This window comes from uncultured Gardnerella sp., assembly GCF_947280595.1.
Taxonomy (GTDB): domain Bacteria; phylum Actinomycetota; class Actinomycetes; order Actinomycetales; family Bifidobacteriaceae; genus Bifidobacterium; species Bifidobacterium vaginale_A.
The window spans coordinates 98,347-123,191 of sequence record NZ_CAMYOS010000001.1 but is presented as its reverse complement, the minus strand read 5'-3'; the positions used below and the strand labels follow the sequence as shown (position 1 = coordinate 123,191).

The window sequence follows — 24,845 nt, the reverse complement described above, 5'->3', positions numbered from 1 at the left end:
AATATGAGTAATAAGTTGATTGAATTAGAAACTCGTATTTATGATTTGTTGGGTAGTGTTATTGACCCAGAATTAGGAAAATCTGTTACAGAATTAAATATGGTAACAGGTGTTCGTGTAGTTGCGAATCATGATTATTTAGCTAATTTTAATCATTTAGATAATGTTGATAAAAGCTTTGCTAATTCAAATTGCGCTATTGAAAGCTGCGCTATTGAAAGCAATAGTAATAAAAATCGTGTAGCTTATGATGTTTTTGTTGACATTGAGCTTACTGTTCCAGATTGCCCGTTAGCTCAAGTTATTACGCAAAAAATTAAGTCAGCTGTAGAAAAATATCCCTCTGCTCATCTGATTCCTCATGTAAATATAAGTGCTATGAGTAAAGAAAAGCTTTCAAAACTCGTATTGGATTTGAAAGCTGAGCGTAAAGAAAATCCTTTTAATAAAAATGGTAATACTACGCGTATTTTTGCTATCGCATCTGGAAAAGGTGGTGTTGGTAAATCTTCAATAACTGCTAATCTTGCTGCAACTTTTGCATCATTAGGATACGATACTGCAGCTATTGATGCAGATGTTTATGGTTTTTCTTTGCCTGGTATGTTTGGCATACATTCTCAGCCAACTAATCTTAATGGAATGCTTATGCCTGTTGTTTCTTGGGGAGTTAAGCTTATTTCTATTGGAATGTTTGCTGGAACAGATCGAGCGATTCTTTGGCGAGGTCCTCGTTTGCAACGATCTCTAGAACAATTTCTTTCAGACGTCTGGTGGGGTAGCCCTGATGTTCTTTTACTTGATTTAGCGCCTGGTACAGGAGATATGGCATTAGCTGTTGCTCAATCATTGCCCAATGTTGAGCTAGTTGTTGTTACTACTCCTCAGCCAAGTGCTTCAGATGTTGCTGTTCGAGCAGGTCTTATGGCGTTGCAAATTCCTGTTAATGTGCGTGGCGTTGTTGAGAATATGAGTTGGTTTGATAACAATGGTGAGAGATTAGAAATTTTTGGTTCTGGCGGAGGCAAGCGTGTTAGTTCTCAGCTTTGTAGAGCTCTTGATAAAAATGTTCCTCTTCTAGCTAAAATTCCTTTAAATACTTCTATCAGAGAATTGGCAGAGAGTGGGCGTCCTGCAGTTCTAACTAAAGAAGGTAAATTAGCGGATTCTTCTTTAGCTAATACTTTTATTAAGCTTGCTAAAGATTTAATTGAAAAATCTTAAAATTTTTTCAAATCGTGTTTTGATTTAATTTGTTATTTTGATTTTATTTAATCATTATTTGCATAAGTAATTATTATTTCTTTGAGTATTGTTGGTTATTGTTGAGTTTTGTTGAGTCTTGCTTATTTTTCTTGATTTAATATAATGTTTAGCAATAAAAAATGAGGCTACGCGATAACTTGCGCAGCCTCATGAGTTTATATTTTATTTAATAGCGTTGAGCCATTGTTCTTTTGTTGCTTTTTCTGCTTGAAGTTTTGCTTTTCTCTTAGAATCTTTTTCGTTTGCGATTCTTTCATCTAGTTCGTCAAGTTGAGCTTTCAATTGCAAGGCAAAGCTTGATTTACGAGCGTTAGCTTCTGGATCTTTATCTTTCCAAGCAGCTTCTTCAACAGCTTTAATCTTTTTATCAACTTCATTCAAACGGCTTTCAATGCGGCGCATATCATCGCGAGGAACGAATCCGATAGCATCCCACTGTTCTTGAATTTCAGATAAAGCTTTTCGTGCTTGTTTTGCTGATTCTTCATTTTCAACAGGCAGCAAAGCTTCAGCTTGTTTGAGTAGTGACTCTTTTTTAGCTAGATTCTCTTTCTCGCTTGCATTCATCTTTTCACGATCTGCTTGACGAGCGTGATAGAATACGTCTGCAGCTTCACGGAACTTAGTCCATAATTCGTCATCGTGTTGACGTCCAGCATTTCCAGCTTTCTTCCAACGATCCATTAAGGCATTAAACTTCATGGAAGTTTCACGCCAATCTGTAGAAGTTTTTAAGCTTTCTGCTTCTGCAATAATAGCTTCTTTAACATTCTTAGCATTATCGCGTTCGCTATCTCTTTGTTTAACCCAAGCATTACGTGCTGTTGTAAAAGCAGAGCGAGCTTTAGAGAATCGTTGCCATAGTGCGTCTGCATCTGCTTTAGCTAAATGAATACTTGTACGCTGATGTTGCTGCCACTTGTCAAAAAGCGAGCGCAACTTATCTCCTAAAGAGCGCCAATTAGTTGACTCTGTCATATTCTCAACTAACGATTCAGCTTGTTCAACTATTGCTGTTCGCTCTTTAAGAGCTTTTTCGATTGCATCTTTGCGAGCTTTTGCAATTTCTTCTTTTTTATTTTCTCCACGAGCCTTTAATTCGGCGTGTCGCGCTCGTAAAGCAGCGATATCTCCAACAACTGCAGGCTCACTTAATTCGGATTCTAAAGTGTTGACTGATTCGTCAATTTCTTTAGGTTTCACATTTGTTGATGCGAGTCTTTTTTCAAAAAGATCAAGTTTAATCTTTAAATCTAAGTAGCGGTGCACGTAGAAAGTAAGGGCATCTTCTGGTGTACCAGTAGAGTATTGTCCTACTTCACGTTCAGTGTCACCTTCTCGCACGTAAACGGTGCCATTTTCATCAACTCTGCCAAACTTTTCAGCGTTTTTTACGTCTTCCTCACTATAAGAAATAGTAGGGGTTTGAGCTACAACTCGAGTTTTATTAGCAAAATTCGCAGGCGACGGCGCATGCGGTTTTGGTGTAGCATTGAGTTGAGTAGTTTCTTCTGGTTTAGTCTGTTCGCTCACGGGACAACTCCTTACAGCATATGCACGGTAACAGTGTTACGAATAGTATAACTTTTGGTCACAATTTTCCGTAACATCACCTATTATAGTGGACATGGTACAAGGCTCATCAATATCTGGTTTCCCTGAATGGCTTCCTAGTGAACGTGCTGTTGAGCAACGCGTGATTGATACACTTAGAGAAGTCTTTGAACTCAACGGTTTTATTGGCATTGAAACGCGAGCTGTTGAGCAAGGTTCAAGTTTATTAAAAAAAGGTGAAACAAGTAAAGAAATTTATTTATTATCTCGTTTGCAAGAAGTTGGTAATGAATCTAAAACTCCTGTTGAAGAACGTATAGGATTGCATTTTGATTTGACTGTTCCGCTTAGTCGTTATGTTGTTGAGCATACAGGCGACTTGGCGTTTCCGTTCAAGCGTTGGCAAATGCAAAAGGTTTGGAGAGGGGAGCGTCCGCAAGAAGGTCGTTTTCGCGAATTTGTACAAGCGGATATTGACGTTGTTTCTAATGGCGATTTGCCATCCCATTATGAAGTTGAATTACCGTTAGTTATGGTTGAAGCTCTTGAGCGTTTGCGTGAGTTTGGACTTCCTAAAGCCACTGTTCATGCTAATAATCGTAAGCTTTCAGAAGGTTTCTATCGTGGGATTGGTTTAAGTGATATTGAAGGAGTTCTACGAGAAATCGATAAATTAGATAAAATTGGCTACGATGAAGTATTTAAACTTCTTGTAAAAGAATGCGGTGCTACAGATTCTCAAGCTGCTGCTTGCTTAGAATTAGCGCAGCTTCGCGCTAAAACTGGTGAAGAGCTTAAAGAGCGTTTTAATTCTCTATGTGATAAGCATAATATTGTTCGAGATGAAGATAACGAATCATATGCTCTATCTTTACAAGGAGTTGAAACGTTATCAATGATCGTTGATGAAGCATCTAAGATTCGACCTGGTAGTGTTGTTGCTGATTTGAAGATTGCTCGTGGTCTTGATTATTACACTGGCTCAGTTTATGAAACTTTCCTTGATGGTGTGTCATCTTTAGGATCTATTTGCTCTGGAGGACGCTACGATAATCTTGTTTCTCAAGGTAAGAAAAAGTATCCTGGAGTTGGTCTTTCTATTGGATTATCTCGTTTAGTTTCTTATATGCTTCACACGGCTCACGCAACTGTTTCTAGAGTTTCTCCTGCAGCGGTACTTGTTGCAGTGTGGAATGAGGAAGATCGTCCTCATTGCAATGCTATCGCTAAAGCTTTGCGTGATCGTGGTATTGCAACTGATGTTGCTCCTACTGCAGCAAAACTTGGAAAGCAAATAAAGTACGCTGACAAGCTTGGTATTCCTTACGTTTGGTTCCCTGCAGATAGTACCGAATCTGAGTCTTGTCAAGATGAAGTAAAGAACATAATTACAGGAGATCAAGAATCAGCAAATGTCACGTCGTGGCAACCAGATACTGTGTATGCCCGGCAGACAGTTTCCTGTGCTAAATAGTTTGCGCGTATTTTTACTTGCGTAAATAAGCACAGATTTGTGTCAATGGAAAAATGATTACATCATTATTAGAACATAGAGGAAGTGGACTTATGAGCCAAACGGCGTATCGTACGCACCATGCCGTTGAAGTGACTGAAGCATTGGTCGGGCAAAAAGTAACCATCGCAGGTTGGGTTGATCGTCGCCGTGATCACGGTGGCGTTGCCTTTGTTGATGTTCGAGATAATACAGGATTAGTACAAGTTGTTATCTATGACGAAGAAACAGCTAGACCATTAAGAAGCGAATTTGTTGTGCAAATAACAGGCGAAGTTCGTCTGCGTCCAGATGGTAATGAAAATGATCACTTGGCAACAGGTAAGATTGAGATTGTTGCGCAAACAGTTACTGTTCTTTCAAAGTCAGATGCATTACCATTCCAAGTTTCAACAGCTTTGGAAAACGAGTCAGAAAACAAGCTTCCTAGCGAAGATGTACGTTTAAAGTATCGTTATCTTGATTTGCGCCGCCCGTCTATGCAACGCAATTTAAAACTCCGCTCTGATATGGCTAAGGCTGCTCGTCACGCTTTGGAAGATATGGACTTCACTGAGGTTGAAACACCAACATTTATTAAGTCCACTCCAGAAGGAGCGCGTGACTTTGTTGTTCCAGCACGCTTGGTTCCAGGCTCTTGGTATGCTCTTCCACAGTCTCCGCAGCTCTTAAAGCAGCTTCTTATGGTTTCTGGCGTTGAGCGTTACTATCAGCTTGCTCGCTGCTATCGCGATGAAGACTTCCGTGCAGATCGTCAGCCTGAATTTACTCAGCTCGATATGGAAATGAGCTTTGTAAGCCAAGAAGATGTTATGGCTATGGCTGAGCGCGTTATTGCTGCAATTTGGAAGGAAGCAGGACATGAAATTACTCTTCCTTTGCCTCGCATTACTTGGCAAGAAGCAATGGATAAGTATGGTTCTGATAAGCCAGATTTGCGTTTTGGAAACCCACTTATTGAGTTGACTGACTTCTTTAAGGATACTCCATTTAGAGTATTCCAAGCGACATATGTTGGTGCTGTACTCTTTAAGGGTGGTGCTGCAACTCCTCGCCGTCAGTTTGACGCTTGGCAAGATTGGGCTAAGCAGCGCGGAGCTAAGGGATTGGCTTACGTTGTGTTTGGTGAAGATGGCGAGCTGAAAGGTCCTGTTGCTAAGAATCTTTCTGAAGAAGAGCGCGCAGGTCTTAAGCAAGCTGTTGGAGCAGAGGATGGCGATGCAGTGTTCTTCGCAGCAGGAAGCCGCGAATCTTCACAGCTTTTGCTTGGTGCAGTTCGTGTTGAGCTTGCAAGCCGTGCAGGATTGCTACATCCAGATGAATTTGCTTTTACTTGGGTTGTTGACTTCCCACTGTTTAAGCGTACTGATGATCCAGATGATGATGATGTTGCTGTCGGTCACTCAAAGTGGACTTCTATGCATCATCCGTTTACAATGCCATCTGCTGATTGGATTGATAAATTCGATAAAGATCCTGAGCATGCAATGAGTGATTCTTACGATATTGTGTGCAATGGTAATGAAATGGGTGGCGGTTCTGTGCGTATTCACAGAGATGACATTCAAGATCGCGTGCTTAATGTTCTTGGAATTGATAAAGAAGAAGCAGATGAAAAGTTTGGATTCTTGCTTGAAGCTTTTAAGTATGGTGCTCCACCTCACGCTGGTATTGCTTTAGGATGGGATCGAACTGCTGCTATTTTGGCAGGAGCTAGCTCTATCCGCGATGTTATTGCATTCCCTAAGGCTGGTGGCGGTCGTGATCCTCTAACTGGTGCTCCAGCCCCAATTTCAGACGAACAACGTGCAGAAACTGGCGTTGATTACGATCCTGATGAAGAATAAAAATATTTAGTATTTAGCAGATTTTTCATTAAATAATCTGCATATGTTACGAAAAAGTATGCCGTTGATAACAAGAAGTATTGATTCTTCTATATCAGCGGCATATTTGTAACTTAAGAGTTACAAAAAGTAACTGCGTTGATAACTGTGTGTAACACAAATATATTAAGCTCTTTCATATGAGTAAAGAAGAATTAACTACAAATCATATTGAAAAAGATACAATTCAAAGCGACAATCAACCGCGTGAAAATTCTATGCCTTTAGTGGAATTAAGTCATGTTGAAAAATATTTTGGTAAGCTTCATGTTCTTAAAGATATAAATCTTACAGTTAATAAAGGTGAAGTTTTAGTTATAGTAGGTCCTTCAGGATCTGGAAAATCCACTATGTGCAGAACTATAAATCGCCTAGAACCAATCGATTCAGGTGATATACGTATAGATAGTAAGCCTCTTCCTCAAGAAGGTAAAGAACTTACAGCATTACGTGCAGAAGTTGGTATGGTATTTCAATCCTTTAATTTATTTGCTAATAAAACAATTCTAGAAAACGTAACTTTAGCTCCTATTAAAGTTCGACACATGGATCAACAAAGTGCGCAGAGTCTAGCAATGGATTTGCTTAAGCGAGTTGGTGTAGATAGTCAAGCGAATAAAATGCCTTCTCAGCTTTCAGGCGGTCAACAACAACGTGTTGCTATTGCTAGAGCTCTTGCTATGCAACCTAAGGTTATGCTTTTTGATGAGCCAACTTCAGCTCTTGATCCAGAAATGGTCAATGAAGTATTAGACGTTATGGTTGAACTTGCAAAAGAAGGTATGACTATGATTTGCGTTACTCATGAAATGGGATTCGCGCGTATCGCTGCAGATCGTATTGTGTTTATGGCAGATGGTCAAATTTTAGAGCAAGGTACTCCAGAAGAATTCTTCGAGCATCCTAAAACCGATAGAGCAAAAGATTTTCTTTCGAAGATTCTCACTCACTAATAGCGCTTTCATTTTCCTTTTAGCTTAAATACTAAAACTTATAAAAACAGTTCTTCTGAAGGGGAATATATGAAATTATTACATAATCGTATTTTTCGTGCGATATTAGCAATGCTTTGTGCTCTATGTTGTGTTATTCCGCTTACTGCTTGCGATCGTAGTGATGGTAAGAAAGTAATACGCATTGGAATTAAATTTGATCAGCCTGGTATCGGTTTTAAAAAATCTGGAACTTATGTTGGATTTGATGTAGATGTTGCAAAATATATCGCTAGGGAATTGGGTTATTCTGAAGATCAAATTGTTTGGAAAGAATCTCCATCTAAACAGCGTGAAGCAATGTTACAGAATGGCGATGTAGATATTATTGTTGCTTCATATTCCATTACGGATGCTCGTAAGAATACAGTATCTTTTGCAGGGCCTTATTTTGTTGCAGGACAAGATTTATTAGTACGAAAAGATGAAACAAATATCAATGGACCTGAAGATTTAAACGGGAAACGTTTATGCTCTGTAACCGGCTCAACGTCTGCGATAGTTATTAAAGAGAAATTCTCTTCAAAAGTACAACTTATGCAACAGCCTGGTTATGCTGAATGCGCTACTGCATTATTCTCCGGAATAGTAGACGCAGTAACAACAGACGATATTATTTTGGCAGGTTTAGCTACTGCATCAAGAGGACGACTTAGGTTAGTCGGAAAACCTTTTACGGCTGAATATTATGGCATTGGAATTAAAAAAGGGAATAAGAAACTAGCTAAACGCATTAACGAAGCGTTAAAAGGCATGATTAAAAATGGATCATGGAAACGAGCTTTAGATGATAATTTACGTGGAACTAATTTCAAACCAAATTCTACTTATAATCCGCCAACTCCTAAGGAAGGTGAGTGATAATGCAAGATTTTATTCAACTTTTTTCGTCATATAATATTCTTTCTGCTTTCCTTGTTAATATCGAAATAACATTGTGGAGCATATTATTTTCTGTGATTATTGGCATTATTTTGGTAATTATGAGAATAAGCCCTATTGCATCACTTCGTATTGTTGCAAGTGTTTATGTTGAGTTTTTCAAAAATATGCCGCTTACAATAATCATGGTTTTTATGGTTCTTGGAGTTTATGCACAATTAAAACTTGGTTTTTCTAAAATCTTTGATGTTAATTTCTTCTGGCTTGCTATTACAGGATTATCGCTTTATACAGCAGCATTCGTATGTGAATCTTTGAGATCTGGATTGAATACTGTTCCTATTGGTCAAGCTGAAGCGTGCAGAGCTTTAGGATTAAATTTCTTCCAATCTGCTTTTAATGTAATACTTCCACAAACTTTTTGCGGATCTGTTGCTCCTTTAGGAAATACGTTTATAGCATTATTGAAAAATTCAACTGTTGCAGCTGCTGCTTCTGTTGCAACAGAAACTTCAACAATGATGAGTGAGATGATTGAAAGACATTCAGATTTGATTATTCCAATCTTCCTTATTTTTGCTTTTGGCTACATTATTTTGATTATTCCAATAGGTATTCTTACAACGTATCTTTCTAATAAACTTGCTGTGAGAAGATGACAGAAGGTGAATATTATGTCTAATAAAGAACAATCGCTTTTATTTGACGCTCCTGGTCCTAATGCATCTAAAAAAATACGTATCGCTAATATTATTGCGGGTTTCGTGTTTGTTTTAATTGTTATTGCTATTATTGCGCGTTTAACTAATCCTCCTCATGGTGAAAATCAATTATCTTTAGAACTTATCAAACCTGCTGTTGAGTCTGAAGCTTGGATTGATTTTTATCTTCCAGGCTTATGGATGACTTTAAAAGCTTCATTGCTTGCAATAGTAGGGTCTATAGTTTTTGGATTATTCTTTGGATTATGTCGTCTTCTTCCTAATTTTCTTATTAGAAGTGTTTCTGCAATTATTGTAGAATTTTGCCGAGCTGTTCCAGTTTTATTGCTTATGATTTTCTTGTGGAGAGGATTTGCTTTTTCTGGAATAAAAAGCGCATCGTATTGGGCTGTAGTGCTTGCTTTAATCTTATATAATGGTTCTGTTGTTGCGGAATTAGTGCGTTCAGGCGTAGGTAATTTGCCTAATGGTCAGCGTGAAGCATCTCTGGCTCTTGGATTAAGTCATTATCAATCTTTAACTCAAATTGAGATGCCACAGGCTGTTATTGCTATGATGCCTGCTGCTGTAACTCAAATTGTAGTTGTTCTAAAAGATACAGCTTTAGGTTCAATCATTATGTATACAGATTTGTTACAAGAATCTAGACGATTAGGATCTATGTATTTCAATATTTTGCAAACTCTTAGTATTGCTGCAATAATCTACTTCTTGATTTGTTGGGCTCTTTCATGGTTTGCACAATGGTTACCATCTCATATTAAGAATAGAACTGCAGCTCCAACTGAAGCAGAGCCTGTTGCTCCTATTGCAATTATGGATCCTTCTAACGTTAATCAGATTGCTGTAGCTGAAGAAGTTGAGGAATTGCCTCATGGTGGAACTCCTAGAAAGTATCACGTGCATCATCGCGGAACTAATGCTTCTATTCATCATTGGCGTCAAACTCGTTATTTGCAAGGATATGACGAGCATCATTATGGCATGAATGATGATAAAGAGGTTGATAAAGATAGTGCTAAAGATACTAATAAAGAGGTTGATAAAGATATGTAGTAGTAAGCACAGATAGATTGGGTGCTAGAGAGATATAAGAAAAAGGTTACTAAATATAGGTATAAGATAGTGATAAAGATAGATAGTATTTAATGCAATATGCATTACGAATTTAACTAGATTAGTTATAGAATAAAACGATTGTGGATGTTAGCTTGTAAAAATTCTGCAATCGTTTTATTTTTGTTTTAATACAAAATGTCGTGTTATTTCCCAAAAAGTTTTTTGTTGTTTTATGCTTTTTAGTTGCAGTTTTAGTTGTTATTTATTGTGTGTTATGTTTTATGTTTGCGTGAGTTTATATAAAAAGATAAACTATTAAAAGTCATATTTGTAAATGGGGAGGCTAGTTGCTATGGATGAAACATTTGAGTTGTCTGCTTCAAAGATGCGCGATGCTGGAATGAGCGATACTGCAATAGCACAGTTTTCACATTTATATGAAGTATGGCGTAATAACGAAAAAGGATCTTTTATTCGCGAACATGATGTTGAGCCGATTAAAACAGTTCCTAGTTTTCACGAGATTTATGAAACTATCGATCACGATAAAGCAGTTAAGGCGTTTGCAAAAACAGCTTTTATAAAGCTGAACGGTGGTTTAGGAACTTCAATGGGGCTTTCTTGTGCGAAATCCTTACTTCCTGTGCGGCGGCACAAAGCGCGTCAAATGCGTTTCATAGATATTATAATTGGTCAAGTTCTTACTGCTCGTCAACGTTTAGGCGTGGATTTGCCTTTGATTCTTATGAATTCTTTCCGTACTTCTAAAGACACTTTGCAAGTATTGAAAAGAAATCGTAAATTTGTTCAAAACGATATTCCTGTTGAGATTATTCAACATCAAGAACCAAAAATTTTAGCACAAACTGGTGAGCCAGTTTCTTATCCAGAAGATCCGACTTTAGAATGGTGTCCTCCTGGACATGGTGATTTGTATTCAACTATTTGGGAATCAGGCATATTAGACAAATTGTCAGAGTGTGGCTTTTCTTATTTATTCATTTCAAATTCAGACAATTTGGGTGCTCGTCCGTCTAGAACTCTTGCGCAATATTTCGAAAATACTCACGCTCCTTTTATGATTGAAGTTGCTAAACGCACTCAAGCAGATAGAAAAGGCGGACATATTGTTCGAGATATTGAAACTGGACGTATGTTATTACGCGAAATGAGTCAAGTTAATCCTGAAGATAAACGATCTGCTCAAAGTATAAATAAGCATCCGTATTTTAATACAAATAATATTTGGATTCGCATTGATGCGTTGAAGAAAATGTTAAAGAAATATAACGGCGTATTGCCTCTACCTGTTATTTGCAATAATAAAACAGTAGATCCAACTAATCCTGAAAGCGCTAAAGTTGTTCAATTAGAAACAGCTATGGGTGCTGCTGTGTCGCTTTTTGATGATGCAATTTGTGTTGAAGTTGATCGAATGCGTTTTCTGCCTGTAAAGACCACGAATGATTTGTTTATTATGCGATCTGATAGATTCCATTTGACTGATTCATATGAAATGGAGGATGGAAATTACATATTTCCAGATATAGATTTAGATCCGCGTTATTACAGAAATATAGATGATTTTAATGAAAGATTCCCGTATTCTGTTCCTGCTTTAGCTGCTGCTAAGTCTGTTACTATTAAAGGAGATTGGACTTTTGGTAATCAAGTATCTATGTTTGCGGATGCTGTTTTACAAGATTCAGGTGAGCCTAATTATGTTCCTAATGGTAGTTTTGTTGGACCTCAAGGGATTGAGCCGGATTCGTGGGTGTAATTTTTAGTTAGAGTATTTTATTCCCGATTTTTCGCTATTGTTTATTGTGTTTTATTAAATAAATAAGCAATTTTACGTTTGGATTTCAATATTTTATTTGAATAAACAGTTGAAAATAAACGCTAAAAGTCATTTTTATAATAAAATTTATAGTTATTGTTTATTATTTAGGTTTGGGCGTGTCGCAAAAAAAGGGCTTTATATCAACGTTTTTAGCCTGTTTTATTAAAAATATTCAAGAAAAATATAATGATTTTCAAAAATGTCCACACGTATAGGAAAAGCCTATTAAAATAGAGAAGGCATGCTTATGAAGAAAAACCATAAAAAGCTAGTGAAGTTTAGTTTTCTTCTTCCGTGTTAGAGCTTTTTATAGTAGTTTTTTGTTAAGCATGTAGAATATAAAAAGATATCAAGCAACGAGACGTGAGGAATAATGGCAGAAGGAACTAACGGAAGGCGACGTTTTTCCGATAAATGGGGTAAGCATGAGTTAGATGTGCTTGCTGTATTATCTTCCGCGTTTCCGCAATGGCTTACTTCAAGGCAAATAGCTCAACGAGTCAAAGCATACGCTGACTCTTATGGAGAGCTTGCAGATCAAGCTGCTAAAGCTGCATTTGCAAAGCAGTTCCAAAGAGATCGCGCTAAGCTTGCTGCAATGGGAATCGCTATTGAATCTCGTCAACCTGAATATTCTTCTAAATCAGAAGGTCAGGATTTTGCTTCATACCGTTTGCAACTCGGTGATGAGCCTCGTGTGCGTCTTCGTTTTAAGCAAGAGGAGCTTCCTGTTCTTGCTGCAGCTAATTATTTAGCTCGCTCAATGTCGATTTCTTCGTCTGAATCTAATCAACACGAGCAGCAACATACTTCTAGAACAGCTCCTAGAGTTCCACAAGCGCCTATTCCTGGATTAGGTTTAGATTCAATTGCACCCGGATTAGGTACTCAAGTTATTCCAGACGATTTAGTTAAAGTTATTGATTCTAGAAGATTTGCTGCAACTGTTGATGTTGATGGTGAGCATTTGAATGTTGCTTATACTGATTCTGATGATTTAGCTATGTTTGTGCTTGAGCATCCTGGATCTTCTGTTGTAAGCCCTCAAGAAGCTGTAGATGCTTTTAATAGACGTCTTCATGCTGCTTTGAAATTCGAGTCATGCGATGATGAATCTGTTATAGAGCAAGATGAAGAAAGCTCTATGAATAATTGCGAAGATTCATTATCTGAGTGCGAAAACGATAAGCCACGCGCTAAAAAATCCTCTTCTTTCCAAACTGGAAGCGAAGTTGATCGTCGTTTGAGATTGATGTTATTCCTTTCTGCTCATTTAGGCGAAGAATTCCCACTTGATGAGCTTGCTGTTCGTTTTATTGGTAATCCTAAAAATGAAGAAGAGTTACGTCGTTTTGTAGCTATTTTGCAAAAAGATGTGAGCACTCTTCTTACTGTTTCTGACGATGGAGAAATGGCTGGAAGTCAGTTCTTTGAAATTGACTGGTCGCTTTTAGAGGATGAGGGAATAGTTTCTGCAACTAATTCATTGGGACTTGAACGCTTAGCTGGAATATCACAGCAATATATGAGTATGCTTACTGCATCTGTAAATTATCTTGCATATTCTCCATTATTGCCTGATGCTCAAAGAGCTATTGCAGAGTCACTTTATATGCGTTTACGCAAGCATGTTCGTCCTGGTGAAACTCCTTGGTTAAGTCTTACAGGTTATGAGATTGAGCCGCGTAATTGCTCTATTGTTCGTAGCGCTATATCATCTAAATCATTGCTTGATATGGAGTACACTGACGGAGCTGGAAGAATTCGTCGTAAAGTTGTAGCTCCTTCTAAAGTCTTTGTTGATGAAGGTGTTTATTACGTTGCTGTATGGACTGACGTTTTAGAGCAAACTCCTGAAGAAAAGCGTTCTTTAGTTGTTAAAGATACTTCAATTAACAAAGCTAACGGTTTGCCTCGAATTTGGCAAGTTTTGCGTGTAGCTAGAATTGAGCATGCTGAAGTATTAAAGCCGCTTTCTGAAGTTGATATACCTGATATTCCTGTTAGTGAATTGCGTACTTGGAGCTTTGATAACGGTACTGAAACTTCGTTTATAACTGATGAAACAGAGTTGAACTTTGTTAAAAATCTTTCTGGTGCAAGAGTTGAACAGTATGGCGATGGATTGAAAGTTCATTTGGTAGTTTCATCTGATTCTTGGTTCGTTGCTTTTTGTATTGCTCATGCTCGTCATATTAAGGCTGTTTGCCCTGAAACATTGCGTACTATGATTCTTGCTAGAACTAAGCGCGAACTAAGTATTCAACAGGGTAGTGATGAATCTTTTGAAGAAGGTTCGGAGGTATATTGATGCCTTGGTGGATTTGGCTAATTTTAGCTATATTTTTCGTATCAATGTTTTTAATAGGTTCTGTTTATGCATTCATTAAGTTGAATAAAGGTCTTGTTGTTGTATCTGAAAGTGCAGATAAAATATCGGATATTTACGATAGATTCGATACTTTAGATAATAAAACAGTAGATGATAAGCCGTTATTTACTCAGCCGATTGCTGTTGCTGCTCGTAGGTATGAAGAGGCACATAAACGAGTTATTTTGCGCGATGAGCGTAAAAAAGAAATACACAAATTGGTTTGGCAACATTGGAGCAATAAGTCTTTGCGAGAAGAAGAGCTTAATTCTAGCGATTCTAGCGATTCTTCTAATTTACACGATTTACACGATTGATTTTTAATGAGTAGTGATTCATATAATTTATCTAAGTCTTATAATTCATCTATGACATGTGAAAATAGTCTTTCTCCTTCAGCGCGATACGCATCTTTCCGCAAAAATCAGCAATATAAGCAAACAATGGCATCGAAATTTGAAGAAACATTGCCATTTGAACTTGATGATTTTCAAAAAGAAGCGAATGAAGCATTAGAAAATGGTAATAATGTATTAGTCGCAGCTCCTACAGGTGCAGGTAAAACTGTTATAGCTGATTTTGCTGTTTTTCTCGGTCTTACTAGGGGAGTGAAAACCTTTTATACTACGCCTATAAAAGCTTTAAGCAATCAGAAATATCACGATTTATCTGAAAAATTAGGTTGTGACAAAGTAGGTTTGCTTACAGGAGATACATCAGTTAATCCTGAAGCAGATATTGTAGTTATGACTACTGAAGTTTTACGCAATATGCTTTATGAGCGTTCTATTACATTACAGTCACTTGGATATGTAGTTCTTGATGAAATTCATTTCTTAGCAGACAAATTCAGGGGAGCTGTTTGGGAAGAAGTAATAATTCATTTACCTAAATATGTTACTATTATTGGTCTTTCTGCTACTGTTTCTAATGTAGAAGATTTTTCTGCTTGGATTTCTTCTGTGAGAGGAAAAACGCATTTAATTGTAGATGAGCATCGTCCAGTTCCGTTAGAGCGTCATGTAATTATTCAAAAAAACTCTAAAAGTGAGCCTGAAATATTTGATCTTTACGATAAGAAAAAATCTGATAACAATCATGTTAATCCTGCTTTGATTCGTGCTATTTGCGATTTGGAAAATCGTGCTAGCAGAGTAAAACTAAAAAGTTCTAAGAATTTTCGTTCGTCTAAAAAAGTAAATAGTCATTTATTAAAGAGGCAATATCGGACGCGAAAAAATGATGAAGAATCTAAAAGTTTAGCTTTACGTTATACTCCTAAGCGTTGGGCTGTAATTGATGAGTTAGATTATCTTGGAATGCTTCCAGGAATTTATTTTATTTTTTCAAGAGCTGGATGCGATCAAGCTGTGCGTCAATGCATAAACGCTGGTTTAACTCTTACGAGCGACGATGAAATGTATGAAATACGCAAAATAGTTGATTCGATTGTTTCTAATCAATTGAGTAAAGATGATTTGCGCGCGCTTAATTTTGAGTCTTTCAGATATGCATTAGAGCAAGGTTTTGCACCTCATCATGCAGGTATGATTGCATTATTTAGGCATATTGTTGAAACTCTTTTTGAGCGTGGTCTTATTAAAGTTGTTTTTGCGACTGAAACTCTTGCTTTAGGTTTGAATATGCCAGCTAGAAGTGTAGTTGTAGAAAAACTAGTTAAATTTGATGGTACTGGTCATGTTCCTTTAACTCCTGGAGAATTTACTCAATTAACTGGTCGTGCAGGAAGACGTGGAATTGATACGATTGGTCATGCAATTTTAGTAGATTATTCTGATTTTAATCCTTCTAAAGCTGCGTCATTATCAAGTAAGCGTGTCTATCCTTTGCATTCTAGCTTTGTACCTACGTTTAATATGGCTGTTAATTTGTTGAATAATAGTGATGCAGCTACAGCTAGAATAACTTTAGATTCATCATTTGCTCAATGGGAAGCTAATGAGCATGCACAAAGACTTCATTCTAGAATGATTGAATTAACTCAAGCTCTTAAAGCTTATGAAAAGGCTTTTTATTGCTCCTGCGGCGATTTTGCAGAATTTATGTCTTTAAGAATGGAACTTAAAAATGCTCAGTTGATTGGGCGTAAAAAGCTTAAGCATACGATTTTTGAAACTGAAAAAGAAAGGTCTTTAGCGTTTCAAAATTTAGATAATATTATTGCTAAATTGCGCGAGAAAGAAAGAGAGCATCCATGCGCTGGTTGTAAAGATATACAAGATCATTTGCGTTGGGGATATCATTGGGTACGAGAGAAAAAAGAATTACAACAAGTTCAACAACGTTATGAGTCTAGAACTGGTTCTGTAGCTCGTTGTTTCGATAATATTTGTGATGTTCTATATGCCTTAGGCTATTTATCTTCTGGTGACAAAACTAAAGAATCATATTTTGCTGTTAATGAAAAGAACATTGAAAATAGTTCAAATACTAGCATTAGTTTAACTAATAAAGGTCAATTATTGCGTAGATTATATAACGAGCGCGATGTTGTTTTTGCTCAAGCTATTTGTGAAGGATTATTTAACAATCTTTCTGCAATAGAATTAGCATCATGTTTATCTTCATTAGTTTATGAGCCTAGAGGTATTTCTTCTTCAGAGCCTAGAAGATATCCAGGTGGACAAAATGGAGCTGTTTTTAGAACTATTGGAAAACTTAAAGCTTTATTTATGGAAGTAAATAATTTATGTGTTAAGTGTAATTTAGATCCTTTAATGCCTCTTGAATGTGGAGCTTTAGACATGATGTACGATTGGGCGCAAGGTGCAGATTTGTCTATAATTCTGCAAAATTCAGACATTACTGGAGGTGATTTTGTACGTCAAGCTAAGCGTTTAATAGATATTCTTATGCAATTATATTCTGCTGAAGATTATCTTAACTCTATTGAAAGCGTAGATAAATCACTAGCTAGCAAAGCTCGTCAAGCAGCTGAATTATTAAATAGAGGAGTAGTTGCATATTCTGACTTGTAGATAAGTGTTATAAGTGTTATAAGTATCATATTTATTGTATTTATTATATTTATCTTATTTTATGAATTGCAAAAATATGTGCTAATTATATAGAGTTTTTGCTAATAAAAAAGTATTGTATATTAGTCTATAGTTGACTTAGATAACTCGTCCGGCGTAACATTACTCTAGTTTGTATCAGAGTAATTTGTAGATTATAAATTATAAGGAGAAAAATGGCAGAGCGCAGTTTAAGAGGCATGAGTATTGGAGCAAAGTCTTTGGAATCAGATGACAATGTTGATTTTGCTGCTCGTGTTGATATTGCATATGTATGCCCTAAAGGTCATAGAACTATTCTTCCTTTTGCTAAAGGAGCTGATGTTCCTGAAGAGTGGGAATGCAGATGTGGAAATATTGCGCATCGCGAGGGTGATGAAGATAATCAAGATGATGAATTTAATAAGCCATCTAGAACACATTGGGATATGCTTTTAGAACGTAGAAGCGAAGAAGAATTGAAGGCTCTTCTTGAGAAGCGTTTGAAGATGCATAAAGAAGGTTGGATTCCAGATTACGAGTGATTGCTTTCGCAATTTGATTTCAAACTATTGATTATGAGAGTAGTATTATTAGATTTAGACGGGACTATTACTCAGTCTCATCAAGGTATTATTGCATGTGCTAAGAAAGCTATGAAAGAGCTTAACATGCCTATTCCAGATGATGCTGAAATGCGAAGATTTATTGGCCCATCGATTCTTGAGTCTTTTCAGCGAAATCATATGCCTAAAGATTTGCAAGATTTAGGAGTTCAGTTATATCGTAAGTATTATTCTCAAGTACCTACCTTTGAAGATCCGAATAATTCAGGTACGCTTATTACAGGTAATTTTTTAAATCGCCTTTATGATGGAATTGATGAGCAGCTTAATATTCTTCGTGAATCTGGTTTTTATTTGGCGATTGCATCTTGTAAGCCTGAATATCAAATTGAGCCTATAGCTAGGCGTTTTGGTATTGATAAAATGGTTGATGCAATTTACGGTGCTAGTCGTGATATGTCGCGAATTAAAAAAGCTCAAGTTATTCGTTATGCGTTTGAAAATATGAAGTTTGAGCTTAATGAAGATAAAGCTTTAATGGTTGGTGATCGTTGGACTGACGTGGACGGCGCTAAAGAATGCGGAATTGATTGTTTAGGATGCGGATGGGGTTATGCTGAGCAAAATGAGCTTCATTTGCATGGAGCATACCGCATTATAAATAATGTGAATGAACTTGCTTATGCAGTTATTGAATATTTTGATGAATGTAAGTAAATATATCGTTATTTGTTTTGCTTGATTCTATTAGATATTTCCGATAATGTACGTTATGTCAAATTGGATTATAAAATAGCTTTTAATTTTTAACTTTAATATCGTTAAGTTGCATACTTTCTTTTACGCGAATTTGTTTATTCGTTTGTAAATCAGATCCTCTTGCTTTGTAGCAAACGACAAATGGATTATTATAACAGCAATACTAATAATCCATAAAATAATAAAAATGATTACTGAAGAAATAAAAATAAATTCTATTGTTTGTGCAATTTTTGAAGGTGCGACAACACAGCTTTGAAGTATTCTATAAACCATCCCATATGCCATTGCAAATGGCAATGCAAAACAATGAGCTATAACACTAGTCCAGCTAAGTTTTTTTACTTTAACGTCTTCTTTAACGTGTACTTTTGTATGTTCATTTATGTTTTCTTTGACGTCTTTATTTGTATATTGCTTAAGATTTTTAATATTGAATAATAAAAATAAAGATTCTAAAGAACTGGCGATAAGCAATACTATAGAAATAAGCCACATTACGCTTGGGATAGCATATAGTAAAACGCTCATATCTTACCTTTATCTACCTTCTTACCTCTTACCTTTATCTACCTTCTGACGTTAAATTTTACTGATTTAATTCATTAAATGGAGTAAATATTTCAGATTGTAAGTCAGATTCCACGCGTTTACATATCCTACCAACATCAATTGCAAAAACTGCTGAACCAGCTTCAAGCATATCTAAAATATTATTTTTATCACTATCGTATTCTTTTACTGTATTCCCATCGCAAATAATAGTCATTTTATTAAGTGATTCTTCACAATGGCAATAAAGAAAAACAATTGCATTAGTTACATTTTGCAAATTTACGCCAGCATCTAGCAATTTTTTTGCAACTGACATGATTGATATATCTTTGAACGAATACAATCTTCTAGAACCAGATCCATGAGAAGGTGTAATAGAAGGCTCAATAATATGTTTTCTTGCCCAATAATCGAGCTGTCTATACGTTATTCCTGCAATTTTCATAGCAACAGTGCCACGATACCCCCTATCGCTATTTACATTTGTAGAAAAGCTAAATAAAACACCTTGAATAGAAGATTGAGCGGAATATTGTGGATAGTATGTTTCATCTACCATATAATCCCCCAATCGCAAAGATATTTTTACACAAGCGTATATTTTTACACAAGCGTATATTTTTACACAAGCGTATATTTAAAAATGTAATATGTTAGCAATAATCATCATGAAGTTTGAATTATGCTTAATATATGAATAAAGAATTCATGCGCTAAATAGAATAATTCAATATTTTCGCTTATCTATTTAGAAATAGAATCACTTCCAAAGAAAACTAAACGAAACTTTCCAATCATGATTTCATCACCATTATGTAAGACTGTTTCATCAACACGCTCTCTATTAACATAAGTGCCATTCAAACTACCAGAATCTGCGATAGTAAACACATTTCCATTTCTACGAAAAACAGCATGCGCTCTAGAAACAGTAGAATCATCTAAGAGAATATCTGCTCGAGAATCACGGCCTACAGAAATAACGTCTTCATCTAAAAGGTATCGTGATCCTGAAACTGCTCCCCTAGTAGAAATTAGTAATGCTGTTCCAGGAACTAATTTAGAAATAGTGTCTAAATCATCTTTTCTTAAAGGACGATCTTCAGTTGCAGTAATAGGGATATGAATTGCTGGCATACCAATAATGGTTGTTTCTCCAGCTGTAGGAATCGGTTCTGTCATAATTTTTATTGTACATTGTTACTCGACTTGATGAGCATATTGATATTGTTTTGGCTCGCGTGTCGCTTTAATTTCCACTTCGTCTGGTGTCATAACATGAACAAGAGCACCAAATTTAACTTTCAATCTAGATCCTACGCCGCCAGCAATAGTAACAGCATTTTGTAAGTTTTGAGGATCTCCTATTGCTTTAACAATATAAGGCGGATCCATTTCTATACCGTCACAAATTAAGCCATGCTTAGAGTCAGAAATATAACTTGATGTAATAATTCGAATATCGTTAATAGAAATAACTTCAACTCCAGCATTGCGTAATTCTTCAATAAGCCCAAACATTGTGGAGGAATCTATTCGTTCTTTTTCTCCAGCAGTAATATGAATTATTATTCCTTTTCCTATTGCTGGTAGTCTTCCAGATAACAATCCGTTAGTTTCAGCGTTTTGACGAGCGATACGTCTTGCTTCCTCTTGCTTATTAACAGATGCACGCAAAGAGTCTAATTGACCGCTTAATTCACTTTTACGTTGCTCAAGATTTTGTATCTGTGAATTAGTTTCTGTTATAAGTCTAGTTAATTCGTCTTCGCTTAAAGTTTCATATAAAGAAGAGCTGCGATTTACTTGAATCATATAAGCAAACCCCAATAATGCGCACATAAGCATAATAAGAAATCCTGTAAAAATGCGCGCTCTTGTGATTTGAGAGCTTAAAGAATGTTTCGAACGCTTAGGTACAACAGGAAAAGAACCAGTTTGTGTTTGATCGCTTTCGCGATCTTTTGCATGCTGTTGATGTAATTTTCCAATAATATTCTCATCATTTTGCTTATTAGGAAACGCCATAGACTAACTCCTAAATATGAAGCGTCTAATAGCAGACACATTAGAGAATATTCGTATTCCGAGCACTACTATAACTGCAGTTTGAAGTTGAGCACCAACACCAAGCTGATTCCCCAACAAGACTAAAAGAGTAGCTGCTATAACATTAGAGAAGAACGATATAACGAAAACTTTATCCGAAAAGTTTCGTTCAAAATAAGCTCTTGCAGCGCCTAGAAGTGCATCAAGAGCAGCAACAACCATAATAGGAAGATACGGCTGAAGAACTATAGGTATATCTGGATGAACAACAATACCTATTAGCACGCCCAAAATTAAACCGAGAATAGCTGTCATATTTTTTATTCACCTATCTTTCTTCTTTGAGCGAACTGAATATCTCCAGTGCTTGCTACAGATAATTTTAATACATTAGAAGATGAAACTTGCGGATTGATACCAGCGTTTGTAAGAGATGAATACCATGAAGAATATTTTTGATCGGAAATTTTTTTATATAATTTCCCACTATCTCCAATAGCTTCAATAGTATACGGGCTTTGAGTTTGATTTACTCCAATAAGTATTGATTGACCTGCAGTTCTTATAGAAGTTTGAACTCCTAAGCGATGACCATTTACAGCAATAGCTTCAGCTCCACCTTCCCATAAAATTGAAACAAATCGTTGAATATCTCTATCAGTAATTACTCGCATGCGAGCACCAGATGATTCTCTCGGCAGGTTTCCTTCAGAAGAACCGGCTCCTGCAGAAAAAGGATTAGCTAAAGTTATAACTATTCCTGGTCCTTCTACAGGATTGATTCCGTTAGTCATATCATCGTTTTTTGTAACTTGATTTTCTTCAGGAGTTGTAATACGTTTTGATTCGCGATCAACGCTGTTGTGTAATTTTGTTACTTCTTTTAGAAGAGAGTTGAATTTAGTAGTATGACCAGATAATTCATTTGCTAATGACATTCGTATTGTTTTACGCGAGTCAACGTGTAATTTGCGAACAAATTGAGTTCCAATAGTGCCTACAGCTATGCAAACAATAAAAACAACTACTCTAGTAGTCCATAAGCTTAGTGGACTAACTTTTTGAGTATTTAATCTAGAATCCATAAATAAAGGATCAACAGGACGATTGATTAAATCATCAATCAAACGTAGAGAATAATCATCAACATAGCGTCTTCTATCGTGATGTCTAACTAAGCGATTGCGATTATTAGAAGCATGGTGAGAAGCGATATTAAAAATAGATTTAGAGAATGTAGCTCTTCTTCGAATCAATTGAGAACCATCTAAAGCAGGGAAAGATGGCGCTTGGTTGATTATACTCTCATCAAGTGCCTTAATATCGTTAGAATCAATCCCACCCTGTGACATGCAAATAACTTATTCTCTCTCGCTAATAACATTACTATTGCTAAGCAACATGCATGCTTGTTTCACATACAAAAAGCCTGCAATCCAATATAGTACTATTCCCCATATTCCACATGCTATTGCGAAAGCATAAATTATTTGAGTATGCATAAAAGATGTGGAATAAATCATTAAAAGTACTATGAAAAGCATCAATAATGCTGTACCAGTTTTACCCATAAAGTTGACAGGTAAAGGCCCGTAATCGTATTGCGCAAGAATAACAATAAGAACAGCCATAATAACATCTCTAGCTAAAACTAGGAATAAAGTCCACCAAGGTATTATTGATGTAAAAGTTAACGCTAGAGTGCTACAAACAATTAACAAACGATCTGCAATAGGATCTAATATTTGTCCGAGTTTGCTGACTTGATTAAATCTACGAGCTATATATCCGTCAACACAATCTGAAAGAGCTGAGATAGCAAGAACTAAAAGAGCTAAAACCATATTATGTTTTGCAATAAGCCAAGCTAAATATGGTATAGAGCAGATGCGAAGAAAACTTATAAGATTAGGTACAGTGAAAACTCGATTAAGCGCAGCAGGACTATATTCCCTACTAGAAGCAAACTTAACCATTTCATACTTCCCTTAATTTTAATAAAAGTTAATAAAATCAAAATTATATTCGCTGTTTTAAAAATATAGATCGCAACCGAGTTAGCATTAAAACTAAAAAATTTACAAGACTATAAGATTGCGAACAATATAATAAATGTGGGGATCAGACCCCCACATTTATTAAAATATCAATCTTTCCAAGCAGCTTGTGCTATTTTACGTATTGATTCAATAGCTTCACTTGGGCTTTCTGCTCCATAAACAGCAGAGCCTGCAACTAAAACATCCGCTCCAGCTTCAGAAACTGTAGCTGCTGTAGAAGGACTCACTCCTCCATCTACTTGAATATGCGTTTTTAAGCCACGTCTTGTGATTTCATCTCTTAAGCGACGTACTTTACCCATTTGATTACTTAGGAACTTCTGTCCGCCAAATCCTGGCTCAACTGTCATAATTAAAACCATATCGAATTCATCGAGAATATCAAAAATAGGTTCTACAGGTTCTGCAGGACGTACAGCGAAACAAGCTTTGCAACCCATGCTACGAAGCTGACGAGCAAGGCGTACAGGAGCATGTGTTGCTCCCATGTGGAAGCTAACTGAGCAAGCCCCGAGCTTTGCATATTCTGGAGCCCAACGATCAGGATCTTCAATCATTAAATGAACATCTACTGGAAGATTTGTTACTTCACAAATACGCTTAACGATCGGTTCGCCTAAAGTAAGATTAGGAACAAAATGATGATCCATCACATCTACGTGAACAAGATCGGCGTTGGAAATTGCAACAAGATCACGCTCGAGATTGCAAAAATCTGCTGAAAGTATGCTAGGTGCTATCTGTATATTCATGATTCCCATTCTAAGAAAAGCAAAAGACTACTAATTGAAATTGTACTTTTATTTGGATTTTATACTATTCTTCTCATTCTCATAAGACGTAGTATCTAAAAGTTTTTCGCTTAGCGAATCAGTAAAATCACTGTGTCTTTGAAGAAGTATAAAAGCAATCGCAGCGCACATAAATACTCCTATAGAAACCCACACGTTGATTCGAATTCCACAAAAAACATGTGAAAAATCAATACGTAAACATTCAATCCAAGTTCGTCCTAGCGTATACCACATAACATAAATGATAAAAATTGATCCAGCTTTACACTTTTTGAGAATTTTCTTAGAAAGAATAATAATTAAAGCTGCGCCAATAAAATTCCATATCATTTCATATAAGAATGTTGGGTGGAATAACGTTCCTTCAGGGCATGAAAGACCATCGTAACAACTCTCTTTATTTCCAATTGCTCCACCCATATTATTTAGTTTAAGACCCCATGGAAGTGTTGTAGGAGCACCGTAAAGTTCTTGGTTAAACCAATTTCCTAATCTGCCAATTCCTTGAGCTATAAGTAAAGCTGGAGCTGCAGCATCTGCAAGTAATGCTGTAGGATAATGACGATGCTTGCATACTGCCCATGCTGCAAGCGATCCTAAAACCACTCCTCCCCAGATGCCGAGTCCGCCATTCCATATTCTAAACATCTCGACCCAATCACCTGAGTGTGAGAAGAATTTTTCAGGAGTTGTAATAACGTGATAAAGACGCGCTCCAATAATTCCGCATGGAATGCTTATTAAAGCTATGTCTAATATTTGATCAAAATTTCCGCCTCTACGTTTCCAAGTACGAGTAATCATGTACATTGCTAGTAATATTCCTATGAGAATGAAAATAGCGTAAAAACGTATAATAAAAGGACCAAATTTGATATAAGAAATAGTTGGTGATGGAATATAAGCTACAGTCATGGGATTGATACTACACTTAGACCATGATTCTTAAGTTTTCAA

General features: G+C 36.4%; 23 protein-coding genes. 13 read left to right on the top strand and 10 right to left on the bottom strand.

Annotation, left to right across the window (positions count from 1 at the left end; all coding sequences use genetic code 11):
* The first annotated feature begins 3 nt into the window (after positions 1–3).
* Entirely contained in the window at positions 4–1,224 is a 1,221-nt protein-coding gene (locus Q0X59_RS00550) for an Mrp/NBP35 family ATP-binding protein (RefSeq protein WP_297642418.1), read from the top strand.
* Positions 1,225–1,428: 204 nt separating this feature from the next.
* On the opposite strand, the gene Q0X59_RS00545 is transcribed toward Q0X59_RS00550, so the two are convergent.
* Positions 1,429–2,799 carry a DUF349 domain-containing protein gene (locus Q0X59_RS00545; RefSeq protein ID WP_297642416.1) on the bottom strand — a complete coding sequence of 457 codons (1,371 nt, stop codon included), beginning with the start codon at positions 2,797–2,799 and terminating at the stop codon, positions 1,429–1,431.
* A 94-nt stretch (positions 2,800–2,893) separates the two neighbouring features.
* Between Q0X59_RS00545 and hisS the strand changes: the two genes are divergently transcribed.
* From hisS to Q0X59_RS00485, 12 genes are all read left to right on the top strand, one after another.
* Positions 2,894–4,294, top strand: a complete 1,401-nt coding sequence (gene hisS / locus Q0X59_RS00540) for a histidine--tRNA ligase (protein ID WP_075523172.1) — start codon at positions 2,894–2,896, stop codon at positions 4,292–4,294.
* Positions 4,295–4,386: 92 nt separating this feature from the next.
* Positions 4,387–6,180 carry an aspartate--tRNA ligase gene (gene aspS / locus Q0X59_RS00535; RefSeq protein WP_075523171.1) on the top strand — a complete coding sequence of 598 codons (1,794 nt, stop codon included), beginning with the start codon at positions 4,387–4,389 and terminating at the stop codon, positions 6,178–6,180.
* Between the two features lie 257 nt (positions 6,181–6,437).
* On the top strand, positions 6,438–7,172 hold the full coding sequence (locus tag Q0X59_RS00530; protein ID WP_075523277.1) for an amino acid ABC transporter ATP-binding protein: 735 nt from the start codon (positions 6,438–6,440) through the stop codon (positions 7,170–7,172).
* Positions 7,173–7,241: 69 nt separating this feature from the next.
* Positions 7,242–8,072 carry a glutamate ABC transporter substrate-binding protein gene (locus Q0X59_RS00525; RefSeq protein ID WP_297642414.1) on the top strand — a complete coding sequence of 277 codons (831 nt, stop codon included), beginning with the start codon at positions 7,242–7,244 and terminating at the stop codon, positions 8,070–8,072.
* Positions 8,073–8,074: 2 nt separating this feature from the next.
* On the top strand, positions 8,075–8,752 hold the full coding sequence (locus Q0X59_RS00520; protein WP_297642412.1) for an ABC transporter permease subunit: 678 nt from the start codon (positions 8,075–8,077) through the stop codon (positions 8,750–8,752).
* A 15-nt stretch (positions 8,753–8,767) separates the two neighbouring features.
* The gene (locus Q0X59_RS00515) at positions 8,768–9,871 is read left to right on the top strand and encodes an amino acid ABC transporter permease (protein WP_297642410.1); all 1,104 of its coding nucleotides are present in this window, start codon (positions 8,768–8,770) and stop codon (positions 9,869–9,871) included.
* Positions 9,872–10,226: 355 nt separating this feature from the next.
* The gene (locus tag Q0X59_RS00510; RefSeq protein WP_297642408.1) at positions 10,227–11,654 is read left to right on the top strand and encodes a UTP--glucose-1-phosphate uridylyltransferase; all 1,428 of its coding nucleotides are present in this window, start codon (positions 10,227–10,229) and stop codon (positions 11,652–11,654) included.
* Between the two features lie 436 nt (positions 11,655–12,090).
* Positions 12,091–14,028, top strand: a complete 1,938-nt coding sequence (locus Q0X59_RS00505; RefSeq protein WP_297642406.1) for a WYL domain-containing protein — start codon at positions 12,091–12,093, stop codon at positions 14,026–14,028.
* The gene (locus Q0X59_RS00500; protein ID WP_297642404.1) at positions 14,028–14,405 is read left to right on the top strand and encodes a hypothetical protein; all 378 of its coding nucleotides are present in this window, start codon (positions 14,028–14,030) and stop codon (positions 14,403–14,405) included. The genes Q0X59_RS00505 and Q0X59_RS00500 overlap by 1 nt, the downstream gene beginning before the upstream one ends.
* Positions 14,406–14,531: 126 nt before the next feature.
* A complete protein-coding gene (locus Q0X59_RS00495) occupies positions 14,532–17,087 on the top strand; it encodes a DEAD/DEAH box helicase (RefSeq protein ID WP_297642507.1) in 2,556 nt (851 codons plus the stop codon).
* Positions 17,088–17,302: 215 nt separating this feature from the next.
* A complete protein-coding gene (locus tag Q0X59_RS00490; RefSeq protein ID WP_075523163.1) occupies positions 17,303–17,650 on the top strand; it encodes an RNA polymerase-binding protein RbpA in 348 nt (115 codons plus the stop codon).
* A gap of 33 nt (positions 17,651–17,683) precedes the next feature.
* Positions 17,684–18,388 carry an HAD hydrolase-like protein gene (locus tag Q0X59_RS00485; RefSeq protein ID WP_297642402.1) on the top strand — a complete coding sequence of 235 codons (705 nt, stop codon included), beginning with the start codon at positions 17,684–17,686 and terminating at the stop codon, positions 18,386–18,388.
* A gap of 123 nt (positions 18,389–18,511) precedes the next feature.
* On the opposite strand, the gene Q0X59_RS00480 is transcribed toward Q0X59_RS00485, so the two are convergent.
* From Q0X59_RS00480 to lgt, 9 genes are all read right to left on the bottom strand, one after another.
* The gene (locus tag Q0X59_RS00480; protein WP_103043035.1) at positions 18,512–18,961 is read right to left on the bottom strand and encodes a hypothetical protein; all 450 of its coding nucleotides are present in this window, start codon (positions 18,959–18,961) and stop codon (positions 18,512–18,514) included.
* A 58-nt stretch (positions 18,962–19,019) separates the two neighbouring features.
* On the bottom strand, positions 19,020–19,544 hold the full coding sequence (locus tag Q0X59_RS00475) for a MerR family transcriptional regulator (protein ID WP_075523161.1): 525 nt from the start codon (positions 19,542–19,544) through the stop codon (positions 19,020–19,022).
* A gap of 185 nt (positions 19,545–19,729) precedes the next feature.
* Positions 19,730–20,167, bottom strand: a complete 438-nt coding sequence (locus Q0X59_RS00470; protein WP_075523160.1) for an FHA domain-containing protein — start codon at positions 20,165–20,167, stop codon at positions 19,730–19,732.
* A gap of 18 nt (positions 20,168–20,185) precedes the next feature.
* Positions 20,186–21,013: a DUF881 domain-containing protein gene (locus Q0X59_RS00465; protein ID WP_075523159.1), complete on the bottom strand. Its 828-nt coding sequence runs from the start codon at positions 21,011–21,013 to the stop codon at positions 20,186–20,188.
* A 3-nt stretch (positions 21,014–21,016) separates the two neighbouring features.
* Entirely contained in the window at positions 21,017–21,349 is a 333-nt protein-coding gene (locus Q0X59_RS00460) for a small basic family protein (protein WP_075523158.1), read from the bottom strand.
* Between the two features lie 5 nt (positions 21,350–21,354).
* Positions 21,355–22,386, bottom strand: a complete 1,032-nt coding sequence (locus tag Q0X59_RS00455) for a DUF881 domain-containing protein (RefSeq protein WP_297642396.1) — start codon at positions 22,384–22,386, stop codon at positions 21,355–21,357.
* A gap of 9 nt (positions 22,387–22,395) precedes the next feature.
* Positions 22,396–23,010, bottom strand: coding sequence for a CDP-alcohol phosphatidyltransferase family protein (locus Q0X59_RS00450; protein ID WP_075523156.1), 615 nt, complete (start codon positions 23,008–23,010; stop codon positions 22,396–22,398).
* A gap of 170 nt (positions 23,011–23,180) precedes the next feature.
* Positions 23,181–23,846, bottom strand: coding sequence for a ribulose-phosphate 3-epimerase (rpe, locus tag Q0X59_RS00445; RefSeq protein ID WP_075523155.1), 666 nt, complete (start codon positions 23,844–23,846; stop codon positions 23,181–23,183).
* 48 nt (positions 23,847–23,894) lie between these two features.
* A complete protein-coding gene (lgt, locus tag Q0X59_RS00440) occupies positions 23,895–24,803 on the bottom strand; it encodes a prolipoprotein diacylglyceryl transferase (protein ID WP_075523154.1) in 909 nt (302 codons plus the stop codon).
* Between the last annotated feature and the right edge of the window lie 42 nt (positions 24,804–24,845).

Bases quoted from the DNA above. Each gene is read 5' to 3' on its own strand.
- Q0X59_RS00485 (WP_297642402.1), top strand. From the start codon at position 17,684: ATGAGAGTAGTATTATTAGATTTAGACGGGACTATTACTCAGTCTCAT.
- aspS (WP_075523171.1), top strand. From the start codon at position 4,387: ATGAGCCAAACGGCGTATCGTACGCACCATGCCGTTGAAGTGACTGAA.
- Q0X59_RS00495 (WP_297642507.1), top strand. From the start codon at position 14,532: ATGGCATCGAAATTTGAAGAAACATTGCCATTTGAACTTGATGATTTT.
- Q0X59_RS00450 (WP_075523156.1), bottom strand. From the start codon at position 23,010: ATGGTTAAGTTTGCTTCTAGTAGGGAATATAGTCCTGCTGCGCTTAAT.
- Q0X59_RS00520 (WP_297642412.1), top strand. From the start codon at position 8,075: ATGCAAGATTTTATTCAACTTTTTTCGTCATATAATATTCTTTCTGCT.
- Q0X59_RS00505 (WP_297642406.1), top strand. From the start codon at position 12,091: ATGGCAGAAGGAACTAACGGAAGGCGACGTTTTTCCGATAAATGGGGT.
- Q0X59_RS00465 (WP_075523159.1), bottom strand. From the start codon at position 21,013: ATGGCGTTTCCTAATAAGCAAAATGATGAGAATATTATTGGAAAATTA.
- Q0X59_RS00475 (WP_075523161.1), bottom strand. From the start codon at position 19,544: ATGGTAGATGAAACATACTATCCACAATATTCCGCTCAATCTTCTATT.
- Q0X59_RS00490 (WP_075523163.1), top strand. From the start codon at position 17,303: ATGGCAGAGCGCAGTTTAAGAGGCATGAGTATTGGAGCAAAGTCTTTG.
- Q0X59_RS00460 (WP_075523158.1), bottom strand. From the start codon at position 21,349: ATGACAGCTATTCTCGGTTTAATTTTGGGCGTGCTAATAGGTATTGTT.
- Q0X59_RS00515 (WP_297642410.1), top strand. From the start codon at position 8,768: ATGTCTAATAAAGAACAATCGCTTTTATTTGACGCTCCTGGTCCTAAT.
- rpe (WP_075523155.1), bottom strand. From the start codon at position 23,846: ATGAATATACAGATAGCACCTAGCATACTTTCAGCAGATTTTTGCAAT.
- Q0X59_RS00470 (WP_075523160.1), bottom strand. From the start codon at position 20,167: ATGACAGAACCGATTCCTACAGCTGGAGAAACAACCATTATTGGTATG.
- Q0X59_RS00480 (WP_103043035.1), bottom strand. From the start codon at position 18,961: ATGAGCGTTTTACTATATGCTATCCCAAGCGTAATGTGGCTTATTTCT.
- Q0X59_RS00525 (WP_297642414.1), top strand. From the start codon at position 7,242: ATGAAATTATTACATAATCGTATTTTTCGTGCGATATTAGCAATGCTT.
- lgt (WP_075523154.1), bottom strand. From the start codon at position 24,803: ATGACTGTAGCTTATATTCCATCACCAACTATTTCTTATATCAAATTT.
- hisS (WP_075523172.1), top strand. From the start codon at position 2,894: ATGGTACAAGGCTCATCAATATCTGGTTTCCCTGAATGGCTTCCTAGT.
- Q0X59_RS00455 (WP_297642396.1), bottom strand. From the start codon at position 22,386: ATGTCACAGGGTGGGATTGATTCTAACGATATTAAGGCACTTGATGAG.
- Q0X59_RS00530 (WP_075523277.1), top strand. From the start codon at position 6,438: ATGCCTTTAGTGGAATTAAGTCATGTTGAAAAATATTTTGGTAAGCTT.
- Q0X59_RS00550 (WP_297642418.1), top strand. From the start codon at position 4: ATGAGTAATAAGTTGATTGAATTAGAAACTCGTATTTATGATTTGTTG.
- Q0X59_RS00510 (WP_297642408.1), top strand. From the start codon at position 10,227: ATGGATGAAACATTTGAGTTGTCTGCTTCAAAGATGCGCGATGCTGGA.
- Q0X59_RS00500 (WP_297642404.1), top strand. From the start codon at position 14,028: ATGCCTTGGTGGATTTGGCTAATTTTAGCTATATTTTTCGTATCAATG.